This is a genomic window from Corallococcus aberystwythensis, assembly GCF_003612165.1.
In the GTDB taxonomy this organism is placed as follows: Bacteria; Myxococcota; Myxococcia; order Myxococcales; family Myxococcaceae; genus Corallococcus; species Corallococcus aberystwythensis.
In genome coordinates this window covers 1-17,962 of record NZ_RAWK01000214.1, presented here as the reverse complement: position 1 = coordinate 17,962, position 17,962 = coordinate 1, and the positions used below count along the sequence as shown (strand labels likewise).

Sequence of the window (17,962 nt, the reverse complement as noted above, 5' to 3'; positions counted from 1 at the left end):
ACCATCCGCTTCACCATCTGAGACTTGAATGCATCCGTGTACGGCACTGCGTCCTGCCTGCTCTCGCCCCCAAGGCGTGGTCATCCCGGCTATTCAGCCGAGGCGACAACTTCCCTGACACAGGGGGAAGTCGGACTGGGCCAAGGTCGCGAAGTTCCTTTCCAAATTCAGCCGCGAATCCTTCAACGCCACGACGCTCATCACCGACGCGGAGAACAGCCGCTACCGCCAGGGAATGATCGACAAGCTCTCCGCCGCCCTGAAGTCACCCGGCGAGCATGAAGGCTTCCTCAAGTGGCTCACCGAGGACATCTACAAGGGCAAGCGGACGACCGCCGTGATGGAACGCCTCGCGGAGGTCGCGAAGGAGGCCATCGAGCCCACCCTCCTCCGCGTCATGGGCGATGACTTCCTCGACAAGCTCAAGGAGCGCATCCAGCGCTTGAATGAAGGCGCGGAACCGTCCACCTCCAAGGATGGCCCCAACGTCGTGAAGACCGACAGCGCGAAACCCTTTGAACCAGAGCCCCGCGCCACGGGCGATGACAAGGGCCGCGCCACCATGGAAACCACCGAAGAGGAGCTGGCCTTCTTCGGCGTCATTCGCGACATCTGCACCAAGAATGGTCACGCGGCGGAGGACGTCCTCTACCGGGACACCTCGAATTACTTCAACGTGTCCTTCAAGAAGCCCACGAAGTGGTTCGTGCGGTTCTTCGGCAATGGCAAGCGCAAGAGCCTTGCCACCTGGGTTCCCGTTGACGAAGCCAAGACCCTCGCCGCGGGGTTCGAGGTCGAAGCGTCCCCCTCGGCTTTCGGTGTGAGCCGGATCTACATCCAGACGATTCCCGAGGTATGGGCGCTCAAGGCACTGGTCGCCCGCAGCCTGGAACTGTCCCTTACTGCCAAGGAGGAGACGCCCGCGGAGCCCACGCTCAAGGTGGTCGCCAGCCAGTAGCGGCCACCCAGGTGACTCGGTTCAAACCGCCGGCAGCGGCTTCACCGTGAGGCCCTTCGACGCGAGGAACTCCGGGTTGAAGACCTTGGAGGCGTAGCGGCTGCCGTGATCGCACAGGAACGTGACGATGCGCAGGCCCTGGCCCTGGTGCTTGCGCGCCACCTCCCACGCGGCCCGCACGTTCAGGGCCGCGGAGGTGCCCACCACCAGCGCGTCCTCCCTGGCCAGGTGGTAGAGCATCTCCAGCATGTCCTGGTCCTCCAGGCGCATCGCCTCGTCCACGCGCGCCTGCCGGAAGTTCTCCGTCAGCCGCATGATGCCAATGCCTTCCGTGATGGAGCTTCCCGCTGTCTCCATCTTCCCCGTGCGCACCTGGCAGAAGAGCCCCGACCCCGGCGGATCCACCAACACCACCCGCAACGCCGGGTTCTTCTCCTTCAGGTAACGGCTCGTCCCGGACAGCGTGCCGCCGCTGCCCACCGCCGCCACCAGCACGTCCACCCTGCCCTCCGCCTGCTCCCAGATCTCCGGCCCCGTCGTCTCGTAGTGGAAGTCGCCGTTCGCCGTGTTCTCGAACTGGTTCATCCACGCCCAGCCGTTCGCCTCCGCCAAGACCCTCGCCTGGTGGAAGAAATGTGAGGGATTGGAGAACGGCACCGCCGGCACCCGCCGCACCTCCACGCCCATGGCATCCAGGAGCTCGTACTTCTCTCGCGCCTGGTTGTCCGGCATCGTCACCACCACGCGGTAGCCCCGCTCGCGCCCCAGCAAGCCCAGGCCGATGCCCGTGTTGCCCGCGGTGCCTTCCACAATCGTGCCGCCCGGCTTCAGCTGCCCCGTTCCTTCCGCGCGGTGGATCATCCCCTTCGCGGCCCGGTCCTTGATGCTGCCTCCCGGGTTCATGAACTCCGCCTTGGCGACGATGTCACAGCCCGTCTGCCGGCTCAGTGACCCAATGCGCAACAGCGGCGTGTTCCCCACCGCGTCCCAGAGCGAACCCATTCGTGGCGCCATGACCGTCCTCCCTCACCTACAGCTTGCGCATCCGCACACGGCGGACCTTGTGGTCGCTGCCCTTCACCAGGATGAGCCGCGCCCGTGAACGCGTGGGCGCGATGTTCTCCGCCAGGTTCGGCCCGTTGATCTCCGCCCACACCGACGCGGCCCGGGCAATGGCCTGCTCGCGCGTCAATTCGGAGAAGCGCCGGAAGAAGGACCGCTCGTCGCGGAACGCCGTCTCCCACAGGCGCAGGAAGCGCTCCACGTACCAGTGGCGGATGTCCGTCTCGCTCGCGTCCACGTAGATGGAGAAGTCGAAGAAGTCCGACAGGAACGTCTGCGGCAGCCGCCCGCCCTCCACCGGCCCCGTCTGCAGGACGTTCAGCCCCTCCAGGATGAGGATGTCCGGCTGCCGGATGGACTGCGCCTCCTCCGGCACGATGTCGTAGACGAGGTGCGAGTACACCGGCGCCGTCACCTCCGCGCGCCCCGCCTTCAGCTCCGCCAGGAAGCGCACCAGCGCGCGCCGGTCGTAGCTCTCCGGGAAGCCCTTGCGGTTCATGATGCCCCGCTCGGCGAGCACCCGGTTGGGATGCAGGAAGCCGTCCGTCGTCACCAGCGCCACGCGCGGATGATCCGGCCAGCGCGCCAGCAGCGCCTGGAGGATGCGCGCCGTGGTGCTCTTGCCCACCGCCACGCTGCCCGCGATGGCGATGATGAACGGCACCTTGCGCACCGAGTACCCCAGGAACGCCTGCTGCGCCGCCCACAGCGACTGCGCCGACGCCACCTGCAGGTGCAAGAGGCGCGACAGCGGCAGGTAGACGTCCTCCACCTCGTGGATGTCCAGCTGTTCCCCCAGGCCCCGCAGCTTCTCCACCTCCTCCGCCGTCAACGTCAGCGGCGTGGAGGCCCGGAGCTCGCGCCACGCGTCGCGGTCCAGGTCGACGTACATCGATGCGGCGCGGGGCTTGGTCACGGACATGCCGCCCAGCATGGACCAGACCTCCCCGGATCCGGCAAGTGAAGGTGACAACAGGTCTTCCCTGCGATTCTTGACAGCAAGACTTTCCCGTCACCAACGTGCCCGGCCGCCTCCCGGTCGCGTCCTCCTGGCGCGGGGCACTGCCGCACCCGGAGCGCGTCCCCAGTCCCCACGAGGTTTTCGCGTGTCCCCCTCCGCTCCCGCCGCCCTGCTCGCAGCCACGGGCCTGCTGCTCGCTGCACCCCACGCGCGCGCCCAGGCCTCCGAGCCCCCGCAGGCCGCGGAGCCACCGGTCATCCAGGCGTCGGAGGAGGGCTTCTCGCTGTCGTCCGCGGACAAGGCCTTCGTGCTCAAGCTGCGCGGGCAGCTCCAGGGAGACGGACGCTTCTTCCTGGAGGACACGGACCGCACCGGCACCAACACGTTCATCGTGCGGCGCATGCGCCCCATCTTGGATGGGACGCTCTTCGGCTTCATCGACTTCCGCTTCATGCCGGACTTCGGCAACGGGCAGTCCATCATCCAGGACGCGTACCTCGACTTCCGTCCGGGGGAATGGGTGCGCCTGCGCACGGGCCGGTTCAAGACGCCGTTCGGACTGGAGCTGCTCCAGTCCGACATGGACAACCCCTTCATCGAACGCTCGCTCACGGTGGACCTGGTCCCCAACCGCGACGAGGGCCTGGAACTTCACGGGGAAGGCGAAGGCGGCCGGTGGCAATACTCGGTGGCGGTGGTGAATGGCGATCCAGACGGCGCCAGCACCGACGCCAACACGGATGACAGCTTCGACCTGGCCGCCCGCGTCTTCGCCCTGCCCTTCAAGGGCCGCGAGCCGTCCTTCCTCCAGGGGCTGGGACTGGGCATCGCGATGACGCGCGGCCTCCAGTTCGGCTCGGCCCCCAACACCGGCCTCGCGCCCTTTCGCAGCACGGGCCAGCAGGTCATCTTCAGCTACCTGAGCAACGCGGACACCGGGGTGACGGTCACCGCCCACGGCCAGCACCTGCGGCTGTCGCCCCAGGGGCACTTCTACTGGGGCTCGTTCGGCATCCTCGCGGAGTACGTGCGGTCGTCACAGGAGGTCCAGGCCGCGGATGCCCGCGTGAGGCTGCACCACCACGCGTGGCAGACGGCGGTGTCGTGGGTGTTTGGAGGGAAGGCCTCCTTCGAGGGCGCCCGGCCGGCGAAGGCCTTCGATCCGAAGACGCTCCGGGGCGGCGCGCTGGAGGTGGCGGCGCGCTACCACGCGCTGGACCTGGACGACGCTGCCTTCCCCCGCTTCGCCAACCCCGCGCGCTCGGTGAGCAGCGCGAAGGGCTTCGGCGTCGCCACCACCTTCGCCTTCAACCGGCGCGTGAGGTTCGCCCTGAACTTCCACCGCACGAACTTCGAGGGCGGCGCCCCGGAAGGCGATCGCGCCCCCGAGAACGCGCTCCTGTCCCGCTTCCAGCTCACGTTCTGAAGCCCCGGCCACGCGCCCTGGAATCTCCGGTGACGCCGGGTGTCACGGGGGCTTCGTCCTGGTGCGTCTTGAAGCGCGTGCATCAGGTGCACGACGCTCCCGCTGCCCGCGAAGAGGGCCCTTGCCCGGGGGCCCTCCCGCGGACTCCCGCCGAGAGGACGCATGCCCGCAACCGTGTACCCGCAGCGCCCGACGTCTGTCCGCCCCCGCTCCCTGTCGAAGGGGCTCACGCGCGCCGCGCTGCTCGCCTTGCTGGGCCTGGGCGCGCCCGTAGCCGCACAGCAGTCCCAGCCCCCCATCACGGAGGCCGTGCCGACCCCGGTGCAGCCGTCCCCGCCCGAGCGCCGCGTCTACTTCTCCACCCTCAACGTGGTTCGCTACAACCCGCTGGGGCTCGAGTCGCAGAACCGGCTCGTCTACCAGAAGCGCCTCTTCGACAGCCCCTCCCTGCTCCTGCGCGACACGTACGCCAGCGCTGGCGCGAGCCTCAAGCTGAGCCCCGCGTTCTTCAAGCTGGGGCCCGTGGTGGAGCTGCAGCCCGCGGCCATCTTCAACCTGCGCGCCGGCTACGAGTACGTGCAGTTCTTCGGCACCTTCGGCAGCGTCCAGTCGTACCCGGACTCCTTCCAGCCCTACGACGACGACCTGCGCAGCGAGACCAACGACGCCGCCTACGGCACCTCCGGGCATCACTTCTTCGTGGAGCCCATGCTCCAGGCGAAGGTGAAGTCCCTGGCGGTGCGCACGAAGCTGGCCATCGAGTACTGGAACATGTCCCTGCAGGACGGTGGGCCGCGCGGCACGTTCTACGACCCGACGCTGGACACGCTGGTGCCCGGCAAGGGCTGGGTGCTCGCCAACGACACGGACGTGCTGTGGCTGGCCGGACAGTGGACGCTGGGCGCCCGGCTCTCCGCGGTGTGGCCGCGCTACAGCGAAGACGCCAACGCGGTGGAGCCGCTGCCCGGACGAACGCTGCCCACCAACCAGCACGTCCGCGTGGGGCCGCTCGTCGCGTATGCCTTTGACACGAAGCCGGGCGGCGTCATGACCAAGCCCACCGTGCTGCTCATCGCGGGCTGGTACCTCAAACACGAGAACCGCGCGAACGCGATGCCCTACCTCCTGGGCGGCTTCTCCTTCAGCACGGAGTTGCTCTCCGGCCGCTGACGACTTTTCAAATACCAAAGCCACACTGCCCTCCGGGGCAGTGTCCTCGCGTCTGGGTCGTTCCTAACTCGCACTGTCTGTCTTTGGGGACAATGGGGGTGCGCATGGGAACGACTCGCAGGGCTATGGACTGGCGGCTTCTTTGGAGCGTCGTGGCGGCGGTGGCCCTCGGTGCGTGCGGGCCCTCGGACGCGCCAGAGGCATCCCCGCGGACGCAGGAGGCGGGGCTCGCGGGAGGCGACTTCGTCTGGGTGAAGCACCTGGGCTCTCCCCGGTTCGACCAGGCCCCCGCGGTGGCTTTCGACCGCGACGGCAACGTCCTCGCGCTCTTCCTCTATCAAGGCAGCGTGGACCTGGGCGCGGGCCCCGTCGGCTCCGGGAACGCCAACAGCTTTGGCTTCGCGGTGGCGAAGTACACGACGGCCGGCGCGCTCTTGTGGACCCGCTCTTTCGAAGGCGTGCTGCCCCCCGGGGGACAGAACTTCGTCAACGCGGTGGCGCTCACGGTGGACCGAGAGCGCAACGTCCTCATCGCGGGGAGCTCGAATGAATCCATCGACCTGGGCGGGGGGCTCCAGCCCGGAGGCGCCTTCCTGCTGAAGCTGCGCAAGACGGGCCAGTTCCAGTGGGCCCGGCACTTCACAGGCAACATCTCGCCGCAGGACCTGGTCACGGACTCGCAGGATGCCATCGCCATGACGGGTGCTGCCTTCCGTACGGTGGACTTCGGTCTGGGCCCCAACTCTTCGCAGGTGACGGATGTGCAAACGGCCTTCCTCACGAAGTTCAGCGCCGCTGGCACGGCGCAGTGGACCGTGCGGGAGCAGTGGGACCTGAGTGGAGGCTCCAGCGTCGCGGTGGACGAGGCGGATGACATCTACTTCACGGGCATCCGCTACCCCGACCCGGAGATCTGGAAGGTGGGCTCCACGGGCACGGTGGTATGGACCCGGCCGCTAACGGGCGCGTCCGGGAGTGGCATCGCCATCGCCGTGCACGGCAACCGCGTGGTGGCCGGGGGGCAGTTCAACAACGCCTTCACGTTCGCGGGCCATGAAGTCCCGAACCCCTCCGCGGGCAACGGGGGCTTCCTCATCGCGTGGACCCGGGCCGGTGAGGAGCGCTGGGCGCGCAGCTACCCGCAGCCCGTGAGCGCGGTCGCCATGGCCGAGGACGACAGCGTGGTGGTGGGCGGAGCCTCCACCGAGCCCGACACGTCCTCCGGCTACACGCTCTTCACCGCGAGGCTGGAGCGCCTCCAGGGACAGCAGCAGTGGCGGCGCACGTACTCCTCGACGGGGCGCCCGTACTTCACGGACGTGGCGGTGAACAAGCAGGGTGCATTCGTGGGGATCGGCTACTTCTCTGGCACCCTTCACCTCGGCGGGAGCCTGGTCTCGCGCGGCTTCGAGGACGACTTCCTGTTCAAGGGGTCGACGGCGCCCTGACGCTCACCCGAAGCCCTGGGCGCGCAGCACCACGCCCAGCGGCACGGAGCCCGCGCGGTACGCGTCGAACCACCGCGCGGCCTCCTCCGGCGTGGGCTGCGTCCACCGCCAGGCGCCTTGTCCTCCGCCAGTCTCGCAGCGGATCAACGACGTGCGCAGCTGCTCCGCGTTGGCGAACGTCAGGTGTTCGAACAAGAGCGGGTTCTGGCTGGTGACGAAGGATTGCCGGGCGCCCATGTCCTCCACGCACGCGCGCACCAGGTCCGGATGCAGGCCGTCCGCCAGCTCGTCCGCGATGACGAAGGACTCGTGCACATCCAGGTAGTAGAGGAAGGACAACAGCCGCTTCTGGCCGTGGCCCAGCTGCTCCTGCGTCACCGGCGTGCCGTCCGCGCGCACGAACGCGAAGCGGAAGCCACTGAAGCCCAGCCGTCCGCCCTGGGACAGGGGCGTCGTCTCCGTCACGTCCACCGTGAGCGTGCCGGAGGCGAAGCCCGCCAGCGTCACGAAGCGCGCGAGGAAGCTCTGGGGCATCGCCTCGTGGCGCAACATCAGCGATGGGGGCGCGGGCTCGCGCTCCACCTGTTCGCGCAGCCAGCCGGGCATCCACGTGGGCAGCGCCATGAGGCCCAGGGGGAACAGCTCTTCGCCACGCTGCTCCATCGCGTAGCGGATGGCGCCAATGCGCTCGAACATGCCCAGCGCTTCGTCGAAGCGCGGCGGCGCCAGCAGGAACGTCTCGCGCAAGAGGTCCTTCAGCCGGTCCTTCACGCCGCGCTCCAGGTACTGCGCCGCCATGAAGAGCAGCGTCCACACGGACCGGTCCAACACCGACCAGTGCATGCGCTTGGAGAACCCGGCCGCGCCCGCCACCTCGCACGCGAAGCCCGTGGCGCTGGCACGCATGACGAGCCGCGCGTCACCCGCCGCGTCCCACCGCACCGTCGCCACGATGGAGGGCATCAGCCCGTGCGCCAGCGCCCCCGGCGGCAGCGCCAACGCGTCACCCGGACCTGCCTTCTCGGGGCCGCCCTCCCCTGTCGTGGCGGGAAGCGCCGCGGGTGGCTCGTTGCGCACGACCACGTCCACCGTCAGCGCGTCGAAGCGCAGCGCGTAGTCCAGCGCGAACGGCTCCCGCAGGAGCCCGGAGAAGTCCGAGCACAGCACCGCGGACACCAGCTCCAGCAGCGTCGTGCGTCCGCTGCCCGTCGCCCCCACCACCGCGTTGAGCGCGGGGCCGAACGTCAGCACCGTGTCCGGCGCGAGCCCGCGATAGTGATGGATGTGCAGGCGCGTGAGCTTCATGGCATCCGGCCCTCCCCATGGACCGCCGTCAGCGTAGGCCCTTGGCCAGCTGATGCGCGAGCCGGTGCAGCAACTCCGTGTTCTCCGCCTCCGCGGCCTTCAGCTTGGGCAGCTGCGCCTTCAGCTCCGCCAGGTCCTTGCCCCGGGTGACGAGGTCCTCCTCGCCCAGCTCCAGCCAGCGCCCCAGTTCCCGCGCCGTCAGCTCCAGGTGGAACTGGAAGCCATAGGACTTCCCCAGCCGGAACGCCTGCTGCGTGTACCGGTCCGTGGACGCAAGCAGCGTCGCGCCGGGCACCGGCGTGTACGTGTCCCCATGCCAGTGGGCCACCGCCGTGCGCGGCTTCACGCCCGCCACCACCGGGTCCTCCAGCGCATCCGGCGTCCAGCGCACCGGCCCCACGCCCACCTCGAAGCCATTCTTCCCCGGGGACACCGTCGCCCCGGCGGCAGCCGCCAGCAGCTGCGCACCCAGGCACACGCCCACGCACGCGCGGTCATTCGCCAGCCGCTCTCCCAGCAATGCCAGTTCTTCATTCAGGAACGGATGGGCGTCCGCTTCGTACACGCCCATGGGTCCGCCCATCACCACCACCAACGGCGCGTCCACGTCCTCGCGCTTCACCGTCCGGAAGCGCCGCACCAGCGTGAAGCCCGCCGCCTCCAGCGCCGGCCCCAGCAGTCCCGGCCCCTCATGCTCCTCGTGCTCGAACACCACCGCGCGCATCGTCCGCCACCCCTTCCCTGTGTCTTTGTTGGTGCCACACGCAATGCGTGCCGCGTGAAGACTAACGCTCCAGGCCACGGTTGGCCGCGACGCGGCGTGAACCCGGATAGTCGGTAGGCATTTATTTCACAGTATTTCGTGCCATCATCCGCGGGCCCGGTTTCCCCTATAAGCATGCGGACCCGGGCATTCCCCCTTGGGTGTTCCGTCGCGTCGTTTCCGAAAGGAAGTTCCTCGTGAGCAAGAGCCTTCGCGGTTTCAAGTGGCTGATGGGCACGGTGGTCGGCGTTTCCCTGCTGAGTGGTTGCGGCGCTCCTCCGGCGGAGGGTGAGTCCACCCCGGCCGAGGCCACGGAGCAGGCCCAGGGCGCGCTGTCCGCGCGCGTGTCGGGGCCCAAGGCCTCCATGGCCGCCAGCGAGCGCGTGACGGTGGAGGTGACGCTGACGAACACCTCTTCCGCGCCGGTGAGCCTCTACAAGTGGGACGCCCCGGGCGAGGGGCTCAACGAGGGCCGCCTGTCGGTGTCCCGTGACGGCCAGGCCGTGGAGTACACCGGCGCGCACTTCAAGCGCGTGCTGGGCCGCTCCGAGGACCTCATCACCCTGGCCCCCGGCCAGAGCATCTCCGGCCCGGTCGTCGTGTCGGACGCGTATGACCTGTCCGTCACCGGCACCTACTCCATCCGCTACGAGCTGGAGCAGCGTGAGGGCGTGACGGCGCTGTCCTCCAACGAGGTCAGCCTCTTCATCGAAGGCCGCCGCAACAGCCGCGAGGACGCCGAGGCCATGCGCCAGGTGACGGCGCAGAGCCTGTCCTACTCCGGCGCCTGCACCAGCTCCGAGCAGAGCGCCATCGCCACCGCGTTCAGCAGCGCGCAGACCTACTCCAACAACGCGTACAGCTACCTGAACGGTACGCCGTCCGCGACCACGCGCTACACCACCTGGTTCGGCACGTACTCCAGCACCAACTGGAGCACCATCAAGACGCACTTCAACAGCATCAAGAACGCGTTCGCGTCCGCCGCCGTCGTCGTCGACTGCAGCTGCAACGAGAGCGGCACCTACGCGTACGTCTACCCGGGCTCGCCGTACAAGATCTACGTGTGCGGCGCCTTCTGGAGCGCCCCCAACACGGGCACGGACTCCCGCGCGGGCACGCTGGTCCACGAGATGAGCCACTTCACCGTCGTGGCCGGCACGGACGACTGGGCCTACGGCCAGTCGGCCGCGAAGAACCTGGCCAAGTCCAACGCGTCGCGCGCGCGTGACAACGCGGACAGCCACGAATACTTCGCGGAGAACACCCCGTCGCTGCCGTAAGGTGACGGTGGGCCGTTGACCAGGGGCGCGGGCCACGAGGCTCGCGCCCTTTTTCATTTCGCCGCACGAACACAAGGAGCGTCACGTGATGGGGCTGGGACGAAGGAACCTCGCATGGCTCGCGGTGCTGTCCGCCGCCAGTGTCACCGCCTGTACGCCGAAGCCCGCGGAAGCGCCCGCGCAACAGCAGGCCCCCGTCGCGGCGACGCCTCCTCCCGCGACGCCGCCGTGACGACCCCGAAGCTGGAATGCGTCCTCAGCGTCCACTCCAAGGCCCGCGTGGGTGAGTCCGTGGAGGTCCTCTTCAAGCTCACCAACCGCTCGGACGCGCCCGTCTGGGTGCTCAAGTGGCAGACGCCGCTGGAGGGCATCATGGGCACCGTGTTCCAGGTGACCCGCGACGGCGAGGAGGTTCCCTACCAGGGCCCCATGGTGAAGCGCGCCGCCCCGTCCGCGGACAGCTACATGGCCATCGCCCCGGGCGCGACGGTGGAGAACACCGTGGAGGTCACCCAGGCCTGGGACTTCAAGAAGCCGGGCACCTACCGCATCACCTTCCGCGACGCGCTGATGGACGTGGCCACGCGCAAGGAGGACGTGCCCCGCCCCGGCGGCGACTACAAGTCCACCCCGGTGACGTGCGCGCCGGTGGACGTGACGGTCGCCGCGCGCTGAGCGCGGCCGCGGGGTGAAGGGGGGCCTCCCGGATTTCCCCGGAAGCCGGAGGGCGGGCAGGCACGCTCCCCCTCCTCAGCCGGGCCCGGGCGCGATACACCTGGGCCCACCATGGCGGACACCTCCTCGATGAACATTCCGACGGTCGACCTGCTGGACCTGGCGTCGGGTGAACCGGCACGCCTCGAGCGCGCCGCGGCGGCCCTGCGCGAGGCCTTCGGCGTCTTCGGCCTCGTGTTCGTGAAGAACCACGGCGTGGACGCGCCCGCGCTGGAGCGCTTCTACGACGCGTTCTCCGCCTTCGTGGCCCGCCCGGACGCCGAGAAGCGCCCCTTTGGCCGCGCGGACCTCTGGTACCAGCGCGGCTGGACGCCTCCCAACACGGAGGTCGCCGTCGCCGGCAACGGGCAGCCGGACTTCAAGGAGTGCTACTTCGCGGCGCCTACGCCCACGGACCCGCAGTCCGCCATGGAGTTCCCGGAGCTGTACCCGGAGAACATCTGGCCGGACAACGCGCCGCCCTTCTTCCAGGAGGGCCTGCTCACCCTGGGAAGCGCGCTGCATGACGCGGGCCTCAAGCTCCTGCGCGGCGCGGCCCTGGCGCTGAACCTGCCGCAGGACACCTTCACCGCCGCATGCGAGCGGGCGCCCCACGTCACGCGCGCGCTCCAGTACCTGCCGCTGGGCCCCACCCAGGTGAACACCGGCATCCTCTGGGGCGAGGAGCACACGGACTTCAACCTGCTGACGCTCCTGCCCGGGGGCCGGTTCCTCAACCCGGAAGGCCGCCCCGCGGGGAAGCCGGACGACCAGAGCGGCCTGTACCTGCGCACGCGCGCGACGCCGGACGCGCCGCAGGGGGAGATGGTGCGCGGCACCGCGCCCGCGGGCTGCATCGTGGCGCAGGTGGGCCAGCAGCTCGAAATCCTGACGGGCGGCACGTTCCTCGCCACGCCGCACGTCATCACCGCGCCGGGCGTGCCCGGGTGGCAGCGCCAGTCCGCCGCGCACTTCATGCACGTGCACACCAGCCAGGTGCTCTTCCCGCTGCCCGGCTTCCGCACGCCGGAGGCGGTGGCCAACTACGCGCCGCCGGTGCTCGCGGGCACGTACGACATCAAGACGCTGGTGGACATCGGCCTGGCGCCGCCCGCCGCGCTCGACAAGCTGGGCTACCGCCACTACGACCGGCTCAACCGGATGCGCGCGACCTCATAAGGCGTGCCCGGGGCGTGCGCCCCTTGTCGCTGGCGGAGGGAAACGGGCTGCGTTACAGCGCGGGCACCCCCATGGCCCTCTCCTCCGCCCTCGCCTCTTCCGTCTTCCGTTACCGCGACTTCCGGCTGTATCAAGTCGCCCGTCTGTGCGCGGTGCTCGCGGCGCAGATCGAGTCGGTGGCCATCGGGTGGCAGGTCTATGAGCTCACCGGGAGCGCGCTCGCGCTGGGCTACACGGGCCTGGCGCAGTTCGTCCCCTTCCTCATCTTCAGCCTGCCAGGCGGACAGGTGGCGGACCGCTTCGACCGCCGCCGCATCCTGGCCATCTGCCAGGGCGTGATGCTGGTGTGCAGCCTGCTGCTCCTGCTCTTCACGCTGGGCCACGTCACGGACGTGCGGTTCGTCTACGGCGTGCTGGTGCTGTTCGGCACCGCGAGGGCCTTCTACGCGCCCGCGGGCTCCGCGCTCACGCCCTATCTGGTGCCGCCGGAGGAACTGACGCGCGCGGTGGCGGTGAACTCCATCACGTGGCAGGTGGCCACCATCACCGGCCCCGCCCTGGGCGGACTGCTCTACGGCTGGCTGGGCGGCAAGGGCGTCTACATCACGTCCGCGTCGCTGTGCGCGCTCACCATCGTGTGGATCCTCTCGCTCAAGGTGCGCACCGGCAGCGCGTCGCGCGAGCCCATCTCCCTGGCCACGCTCGTCGCGGGCCTGCGCTTCGTGCGCCAGAAGCGGATGCTACTGGGCAGCCTCACCCTGGACCTCTTCGCGGTGCTGCTGGGCGGCGCGGTGGCGCTGTTGCCCATCTACGCGCGGGACGTGCTGCACACCGGCCCCTGGGGCCTGGGCCTGTTGCGCAGCGCTCCGGCCGCGGGCGCCGCGGTGGTGGCGGTGCTGCTCGCGTTCCGTCCGCTGGGCAGCCACGCCGGGTGGAAGATGTTCATCGCGGTGGCGGTGTTCGGCGCGGCCACGCTGGTGTTCGGCCTGAGCACGTCCCTGCCCCTGTCGCTGGCGGCGCTCGCCATTGGCGGAGCGGCGGACATGGTGAGCGTGGTGGTGCGGCACACGCTGGAACTGGTCTCCACGCCGGACGACATGCGCGGCCGCGTGGGCGCGGTGAACATGATGTGCATCGGCGCCTCCAACGAGCTGGGCGAGTTTCGCGCGGGCTCGCTCGCGGAGGCCCTGGGCGCCGTGCACGCGGTGGTGATTGGCGCCGTGGGCACGCTCGTCGTCGTGGGCCTCTGGGCCTGGCTCTTCCCGGAGCTGCGCAACGTGGACCGCCTGGAGTCCGCCGCGCACCGCCCGCCCCGCCCGGAACAGGACCCCACCGAGTCCGCGCCCTCCGTCTGAGGCGTCACGGGCTCCGGGTGAAAACCATCGCATCCGAAGGGTTCAACCCCGGGTGAGGGCGCTGTTGCCTGGGGGGCCACCCGGGGACAGCCCTTGTAGCCAGAAAGGACACAGCCGGGGTTCGCCGGCCCCCACCCTTCGAGGAGGGCTCCCGCTGGTATGGTCCGTGCTTGGACCTGCGTCCCATGGCGTACTACTTCAACGTGGTGGCACTCTGTGTAGGGGCCGCACTCTGCTTCGTGCTGGGCCGGGCCCTCTTCGAGGAGCTTGAGCCCGCTCCCGCCCCGTCCCGTGTCACCGCCCAGGGGGACTCCAGCCCGCCCCGCCTCGTCCGGGTGGATGCCGGCCACCACCCTCGCAAGTAGGGTCCCACGCGAAGGGGCTCCCGCGCGATGATGCGCGCCGTTCCGTGAGCGTGACCGGCTCCTTCCTCCTCTTCCTGCTGCTCTGGGCGGTGCTCCTCGTGGGGGTGCTGTCCATCGTCGTGTCCACGCTGCGCACCGGCACGCCGCCCATGCCCAGCTCGCCCCGGGTGCGGCGGGCGCTGCTCGCCCTGCTGCCGGGGGACACCCGGGGCACCGTGCTGGACCTGGGCTCGGGCTGGGGGGACGTGGCCTTCGCGCTGGCGGACCACTGCCCCCAGGCGCGCATCGTCGCGTACGAGCTGTCCTGGCTGCCCTGGCTCTTCAGCCGGCTGCGCCAGCGCCTCTTCCCGCGCCCCAACCTCACGCTGTCGCGCGGAGACTTCTTCGCTGCGTCCTTCCAGGACGCGACCTGCGTCGTCTGCTACCTGTCCCCGGGCCTCATGACGCGCCTGGCGCCCCGCTTGGCCGCCGAGCTCCCGGAAGGCGCGCGCATCCTCAGTCACACCTTCGGACTCCGGGGGTGGAACCCGGTGCGCTTCGTGCGGCTCCAGGACCTGTACCGCACGCCTGTCTACCTCTACGAAGTGCCGCCCCGCGCGCCGCCCGGTGAGTAGAGTCCCCCGCCGTCCACCCCTTCTTGAAGAGACCGCCCGCGATGAGTGACTTCCAGTTCCAGGACATGCTGCCGCTTGGCAAGGACGAGACGCCCTACCGCCTCCTCACGAAGGACGGCGTCTCCACGTTCGAGGCTGGCGGCCGCATCTTCCTCCAGGTGGAGCCGGAGGCGCTCACCCTGCTCACCCGCGAGGCCATGCGGGACATCTCGCACCTCCTGCGGCCCGGCCACCTCCAGCAGCTCTCCAACATCCTCAAGGACCCGGAGGCGTCGTCCAACGACAAGTTCGTGGCGGTGGAGCTGCTCAAGAACGCGAACATCGCCGCGGGCGGCGTGCTGCCCTCCTGCCAGGACACCGGCACCGCCATCGTGATGGGCAAGAAGGGCCAGTACGTCCTCACCCAGGGCGGTGACGAGGCGGCCATCTCCAAGGGCGTGTTCGACACGTACCTCACGTCCAACCTGCGCTACTCGCAGATGGCGCCGCTGGACATGTACAAGGAGGTCAACACGGGCAACAACCTGCCCGCGCAGATCGAGCTCTACGCGACCGACGGCGACGCCTACAAGTTCCTCTTCATGGCCAAGGGCGGCGGCTCCGCGAACAAGAGCTACCTCTTCCAGGAGACGAAGGCCGTCCTCAACCCGCAGAGCCTGCTCGCGTTCCTGGAGCAGAAGATCCGCTCGCTGGGCACCGCCGCGTGCCCGCCGTACCACCTGGCCATCGTGGTGGGCGGCACCTCCGCGGAGTTCGCGCTGAAGACGGCGAAGTACGCCTCCGCCCGCTACCTGGACACCCTGCCCACCAGCGGCAACGCGCTGGGCCGGGGCTTCCGCGACGTGGAGCTGGAGCAGGAGGTGCTCAAGCTCACGCAGCGCACGGGCATTGGCGCGCAGTTCGGCGGCAAGTACTTCTGCCACGACGTGCGCGTCATCCGCCTGCCGCGCCACGGCGCGTCCTGCCCGGTGGCCATCGCCGTGTCGTGCTCCGCGGACCGGCAGGCGCTGGGGAAAATTACCCGCGACGGCGTCTTCCTGGAGGCGCTGGAGACGGACCCCGCGAAGTACCTGCCGGAGACGGCGGAGACGGACCTGTCCGGCGACGTGGTGAAGCTGGACTTGAACCGCCCCATGAGCGACCTGCGCGCGGAGCTGTCGCGCTACCCCATCAAGACGCGCCTGTCGTTGTCCGGCTCGCTGGTGGTGGCGCGCGACATCGCGCACGCGAAGATCAAAGAGCGCCTGGACCGGGGCGAGGGCATGCCCCAGTACCTCAAGGACCACATGGTCTACTACGCGGGCCCGGCGAAGACGCCGGAGGGCTACGCGTCCGGCTCCTTCGGCCCCACCACCGCGGGCCGCATGGACGCGTACGTGGATCAGTTCCAGGCGGAGGGCGGCAGCTTCGTGATGCTCGCCAAGGGCAACCGCTCCCCGGCCGTCACGGAGGCCTGCAAGAAGCACGGCGGCTTCTACCTGGGCTCCATCGGCGGTCCGGCGGCGCGGCTGGCCCAGGACTGCATCAAGAAGGTGGAGGTGCTGGAGTACGCCGAGCTGGGCATGGAGGCCGTGTGGAAGATCGACGTGGTCGACTTCCCGGCCTTCATCGTCGTGGACGACAAGGGCAACGACTTCTTCGCGAACATCAACAAGCCGTCCGCGAAGAAGTAGGCCGCTGGTCCACCTTCCGGCGCGTGCTCAGTCGAACTCGAGCGCGCGCTGGAAGTCCGCCGGGTTGGAGGCCGCGCTCTGCGCCGTCTCCAGCGTGATGTCCCCATTGCGGTACAGCTGCGTCAGGTGCTGGTCGAAGGACTGCATGCCGAACATGTCGCGGCCCTTCTCGATGACGTCCTTCAGCTCCGCGGCGCGGTCGTCCCGGATGTACTGCTCCACCGTCTTCGTCTGCACCATGATCTCCAGCGCCACCGTGCGGCCCTTGCCGGTGGCGCGCGGAAGCAGGCGCTGGGAGATGGTCGCCTTGAGGCAGTCCGCCAGGCGCATGCGCACCATGGTCTGCTCTTCCGCCGGGAACACCGACACCAGCCGGTTGATGGTGCGCGACGCGTCCGTGGTGTGCACCGTGGACAGCACCAGGTGGCCCGTCTCCGACGCCTTCAGCGCGATGTCGATGGTCTCCGTGTCGCGCATCTCGCCCACCAGGATGACGTCCGGGTCCTGACGCAGCGCCGCACGCAGCGCGATGGCGAAGTTCTGCGTGTCCGGTCCAATCTCACGTTGGGAGATGGAGGACTTCACGTTCTTGTAGATGAACTCGATGGGGTCCTCGATGGTGAGGATGTGCAGGCTCTCCGTGTGGTTGATGTGGTTGATCATCGACGCCAGCGTGGAGCTCTTGCCGGACCCCGTCGCGCCCGTCACCAGCACCAGCCCGCGCTCGTTGCCGGCAATCGTCTTCAGCACCTGCGGCAGGCCCATGCCGTCGATGCTGGGAATCTCATCCGGGATGATGCGCAGGATGCACGCCAGCGAGCCGCGCTGCCGGTAGATGTTCACCCGGAAACGCGCCACGCCCGGAAGGCTGTAGGACGAGTCGCATTCCTGCACGCTGTCCACCTGCGCCTTCATCAGCGGATCATTCATCACGTGCATCGCCACCTGCTTCGTGTGATCCGCCTGGAGCTTTTCCATCTTCAGCGGCCGCAGCACGCCGTTCACCCGGTAGATGGGTGGATCCCCCGGCCGGAAGTGGATGTCCGAAGCCCCGTTCTGGACGCCGACGGTGAGCAGCTTGTTCAAGGTGTTCAGGTCCAGGAAATCCCTCTCACGTCACGCATGGAGCGGAGGATTCTAGGAGAAGGCCACCCAATCCCTCCATGGTTGCAGTGTGGAAAGCATTTCACCAGCCTCACTGTACTGAGTTTTCCCGCAAATCAGGAAATGCGAGTACCCCGGGGGATGAAGGAACTGTCCTCGACTGCTCACCAGTGGCCTTCTTCCTGCCCAAGCGGCCCGGATGCCCTGCCCGGAATCCATGGCGAACATCCGGGCATGAACGCACAAACCGAGCAGGCCCCCCACTACGAAGAGCTGTCTTCCGCTGACTACGCCGCCCTGGAGGTGTGGGATCCCACCCAGGTGGTGATTACGCCGCGCATGGCGGCCCGGCTGTGGTTGCAGACCAGCCTGCGGCTGACCCGCGCACAGAAGGAGCTGCACGACGCCATCTTCGCCAACGACGCCAGTGAAGCGGCGAAGGACCGCTACGCGGAGGCCCGCGCGGAGCTGGACTCCGCGGAGGCCTGGGCCCTGCACGTGGCCCGCAACATCCCGCGGCACCGGTAGTCAGACTCCCCACTCCATCCCCCCCGGACGTGGTGCTCGGGCTGTCTCTTATAC

Annotated in this window: 18 protein-coding genes; 13 read left to right on the top strand and 5 right to left on the bottom strand. The window is 69.0% G+C overall.

The annotated features are described in order from the left end of the window. Window positions 1-235: 235 nt before the first annotated feature. Window positions 236-958, top strand: a complete 723-nt coding sequence (locus tag D7W81_RS29500; RefSeq protein WP_244227511.1) for a hypothetical protein — start codon at window positions 236-238, stop codon at window positions 956-958. A 21-nt stretch (window positions 959-979) separates the two neighbouring features. Here the strand turns inward: D7W81_RS29500 and D7W81_RS29495 are convergent, their stop codons facing one another. Then, complete coding sequence (locus tag D7W81_RS29495) at window positions 980-1,972, bottom strand: cysteine synthase A (RefSeq protein ID WP_120558730.1); 993 nt, start codon at window positions 1,970-1,972, stop codon at window positions 980-982. A 16-nt stretch (window positions 1,973-1,988) separates the two neighbouring features. Beyond that, window positions 1,989-2,942: a type I pantothenate kinase gene (coaA, locus tag D7W81_RS29490; protein WP_120558731.1), complete on the bottom strand. Its 954-nt coding sequence runs from the start codon at window positions 2,940-2,942 to the stop codon at window positions 1,989-1,991. A 184-nt stretch (window positions 2,943-3,126) separates the two neighbouring features. Here coaA and D7W81_RS29485 point away from each other — a divergent pair, with 184 nt between their 5' ends. The 3 genes from D7W81_RS29485 to D7W81_RS29475 all read left to right on the top strand — a co-directional run bounded on the left by D7W81_RS29485 (window position 3,127) and on the right by D7W81_RS29475 (window position 7,025). Then, window positions 3,127-4,407 (top strand): OprO/OprP family phosphate-selective porin, encoded by a 1,281-nt coding sequence (locus D7W81_RS29485; RefSeq protein WP_244227510.1) that lies wholly within the window; start codon window positions 3,127-3,129, stop codon window positions 4,405-4,407. Window positions 4,408-4,569: 162 nt separating this feature from the next. Then, entirely contained in the window at window positions 4,570-5,577 is a 1,008-nt protein-coding gene (locus D7W81_RS29480) for a hypothetical protein (protein ID WP_120558728.1), read from the top strand. 161 nt (window positions 5,578-5,738) lie between these two features. Continuing rightward, window positions 5,739-7,025: a hypothetical protein gene (locus D7W81_RS29475; protein WP_158621718.1), complete on the top strand. Its 1,287-nt coding sequence runs from the start codon at window positions 5,739-5,741 to the stop codon at window positions 7,023-7,025. 3 nt (window positions 7,026-7,028) lie between these two features. Here D7W81_RS29475 and D7W81_RS29470 read toward each other — a convergent pair whose 3' ends face one another. Both D7W81_RS29470 and D7W81_RS29465 read right to left on the bottom strand, forming a co-directional pair. Then, entirely contained in the window at window positions 7,029-8,330 is a 1,302-nt protein-coding gene (locus D7W81_RS29470) for an AAA family ATPase (protein ID WP_120558726.1), read from the bottom strand. 28 nt (window positions 8,331-8,358) lie between these two features. Beyond that, a complete protein-coding gene (locus tag D7W81_RS29465; protein ID WP_120558725.1) occupies window positions 8,359-9,054 on the bottom strand; it encodes a glutamine amidotransferase-related protein in 696 nt (231 codons plus the stop codon). Between the two features lie 236 nt (window positions 9,055-9,290). On the opposite strand from D7W81_RS29465, the gene D7W81_RS29460 reads away from it, so the two are divergent. The 8 genes from D7W81_RS29460 (at window position 9,291) to D7W81_RS29425 (ending at window position 16,276) form a co-directional block, all read left to right on the top strand. Beyond that, entirely contained in the window at window positions 9,291-10,376 is a 1,086-nt protein-coding gene (locus D7W81_RS29460) for a M35 family metalloendopeptidase (RefSeq protein ID WP_120558724.1), read from the top strand. A gap of 88 nt (window positions 10,377-10,464) precedes the next feature. Next, window positions 10,465-10,608: a hypothetical protein gene (locus D7W81_RS42525; protein WP_158621717.1), complete on the top strand. Its 144-nt coding sequence runs from the start codon at window positions 10,465-10,467 to the stop codon at window positions 10,606-10,608. Beyond that, a complete protein-coding gene (locus tag D7W81_RS29455) occupies window positions 10,605-11,051 on the top strand; it encodes a protease (RefSeq protein ID WP_120558723.1) in 447 nt (148 codons plus the stop codon). Before D7W81_RS42525 ends, D7W81_RS29455 begins: the two co-directional genes overlap by 4 nt. 111 nt (window positions 11,052-11,162) lie before the next feature. Continuing rightward, window positions 11,163-12,269, top strand: a complete 1,107-nt coding sequence (locus D7W81_RS29450; protein WP_120558722.1) for an isopenicillin N synthase family dioxygenase — start codon at window positions 11,163-11,165, stop codon at window positions 12,267-12,269. Between the two features lie 71 nt (window positions 12,270-12,340). After that, entirely contained in the window at window positions 12,341-13,624 is a 1,284-nt protein-coding gene (locus D7W81_RS29445) for an MFS transporter (protein WP_120558721.1), read from the top strand. 170 nt (window positions 13,625-13,794) lie between these two features. After that, complete coding sequence (locus D7W81_RS29435) at window positions 13,795-13,989, top strand: hypothetical protein (RefSeq protein ID WP_158621716.1); 195 nt, start codon at window positions 13,795-13,797, stop codon at window positions 13,987-13,989. A 44-nt stretch (window positions 13,990-14,033) separates the two neighbouring features. Continuing rightward, window positions 14,034-14,603: a class I SAM-dependent methyltransferase gene (locus D7W81_RS29430; protein ID WP_120558718.1), complete on the top strand. Its 570-nt coding sequence runs from the start codon at window positions 14,034-14,036 to the stop codon at window positions 14,601-14,603. 41 nt (window positions 14,604-14,644) lie between these two features. Then, entirely contained in the window at window positions 14,645-16,276 is a 1,632-nt protein-coding gene (locus tag D7W81_RS29425; protein ID WP_120558717.1) for a fumarate hydratase, read from the top strand. Between the two features lie 27 nt (window positions 16,277-16,303). On the opposite strand, the gene D7W81_RS29420 is transcribed toward D7W81_RS29425, so the two are convergent. Beyond that, window positions 16,304-17,362 (bottom strand): type IV pilus twitching motility protein PilT, encoded by a 1,059-nt coding sequence (locus D7W81_RS29420; protein ID WP_244227508.1) that lies wholly within the window; start codon window positions 17,360-17,362, stop codon window positions 16,304-16,306. Between the two features lie 252 nt (window positions 17,363-17,614). Between D7W81_RS29420 and D7W81_RS29415 the strand changes: the two genes are divergently transcribed. Beyond that, window positions 17,615-17,908: a FruA-associating protein, FapA gene (locus D7W81_RS29415; protein ID WP_120558715.1), complete on the top strand. Its 294-nt coding sequence runs from the start codon at window positions 17,615-17,617 to the stop codon at window positions 17,906-17,908. The last annotated feature ends 54 nt before the right edge of the window (window positions 17,909-17,962 follow it).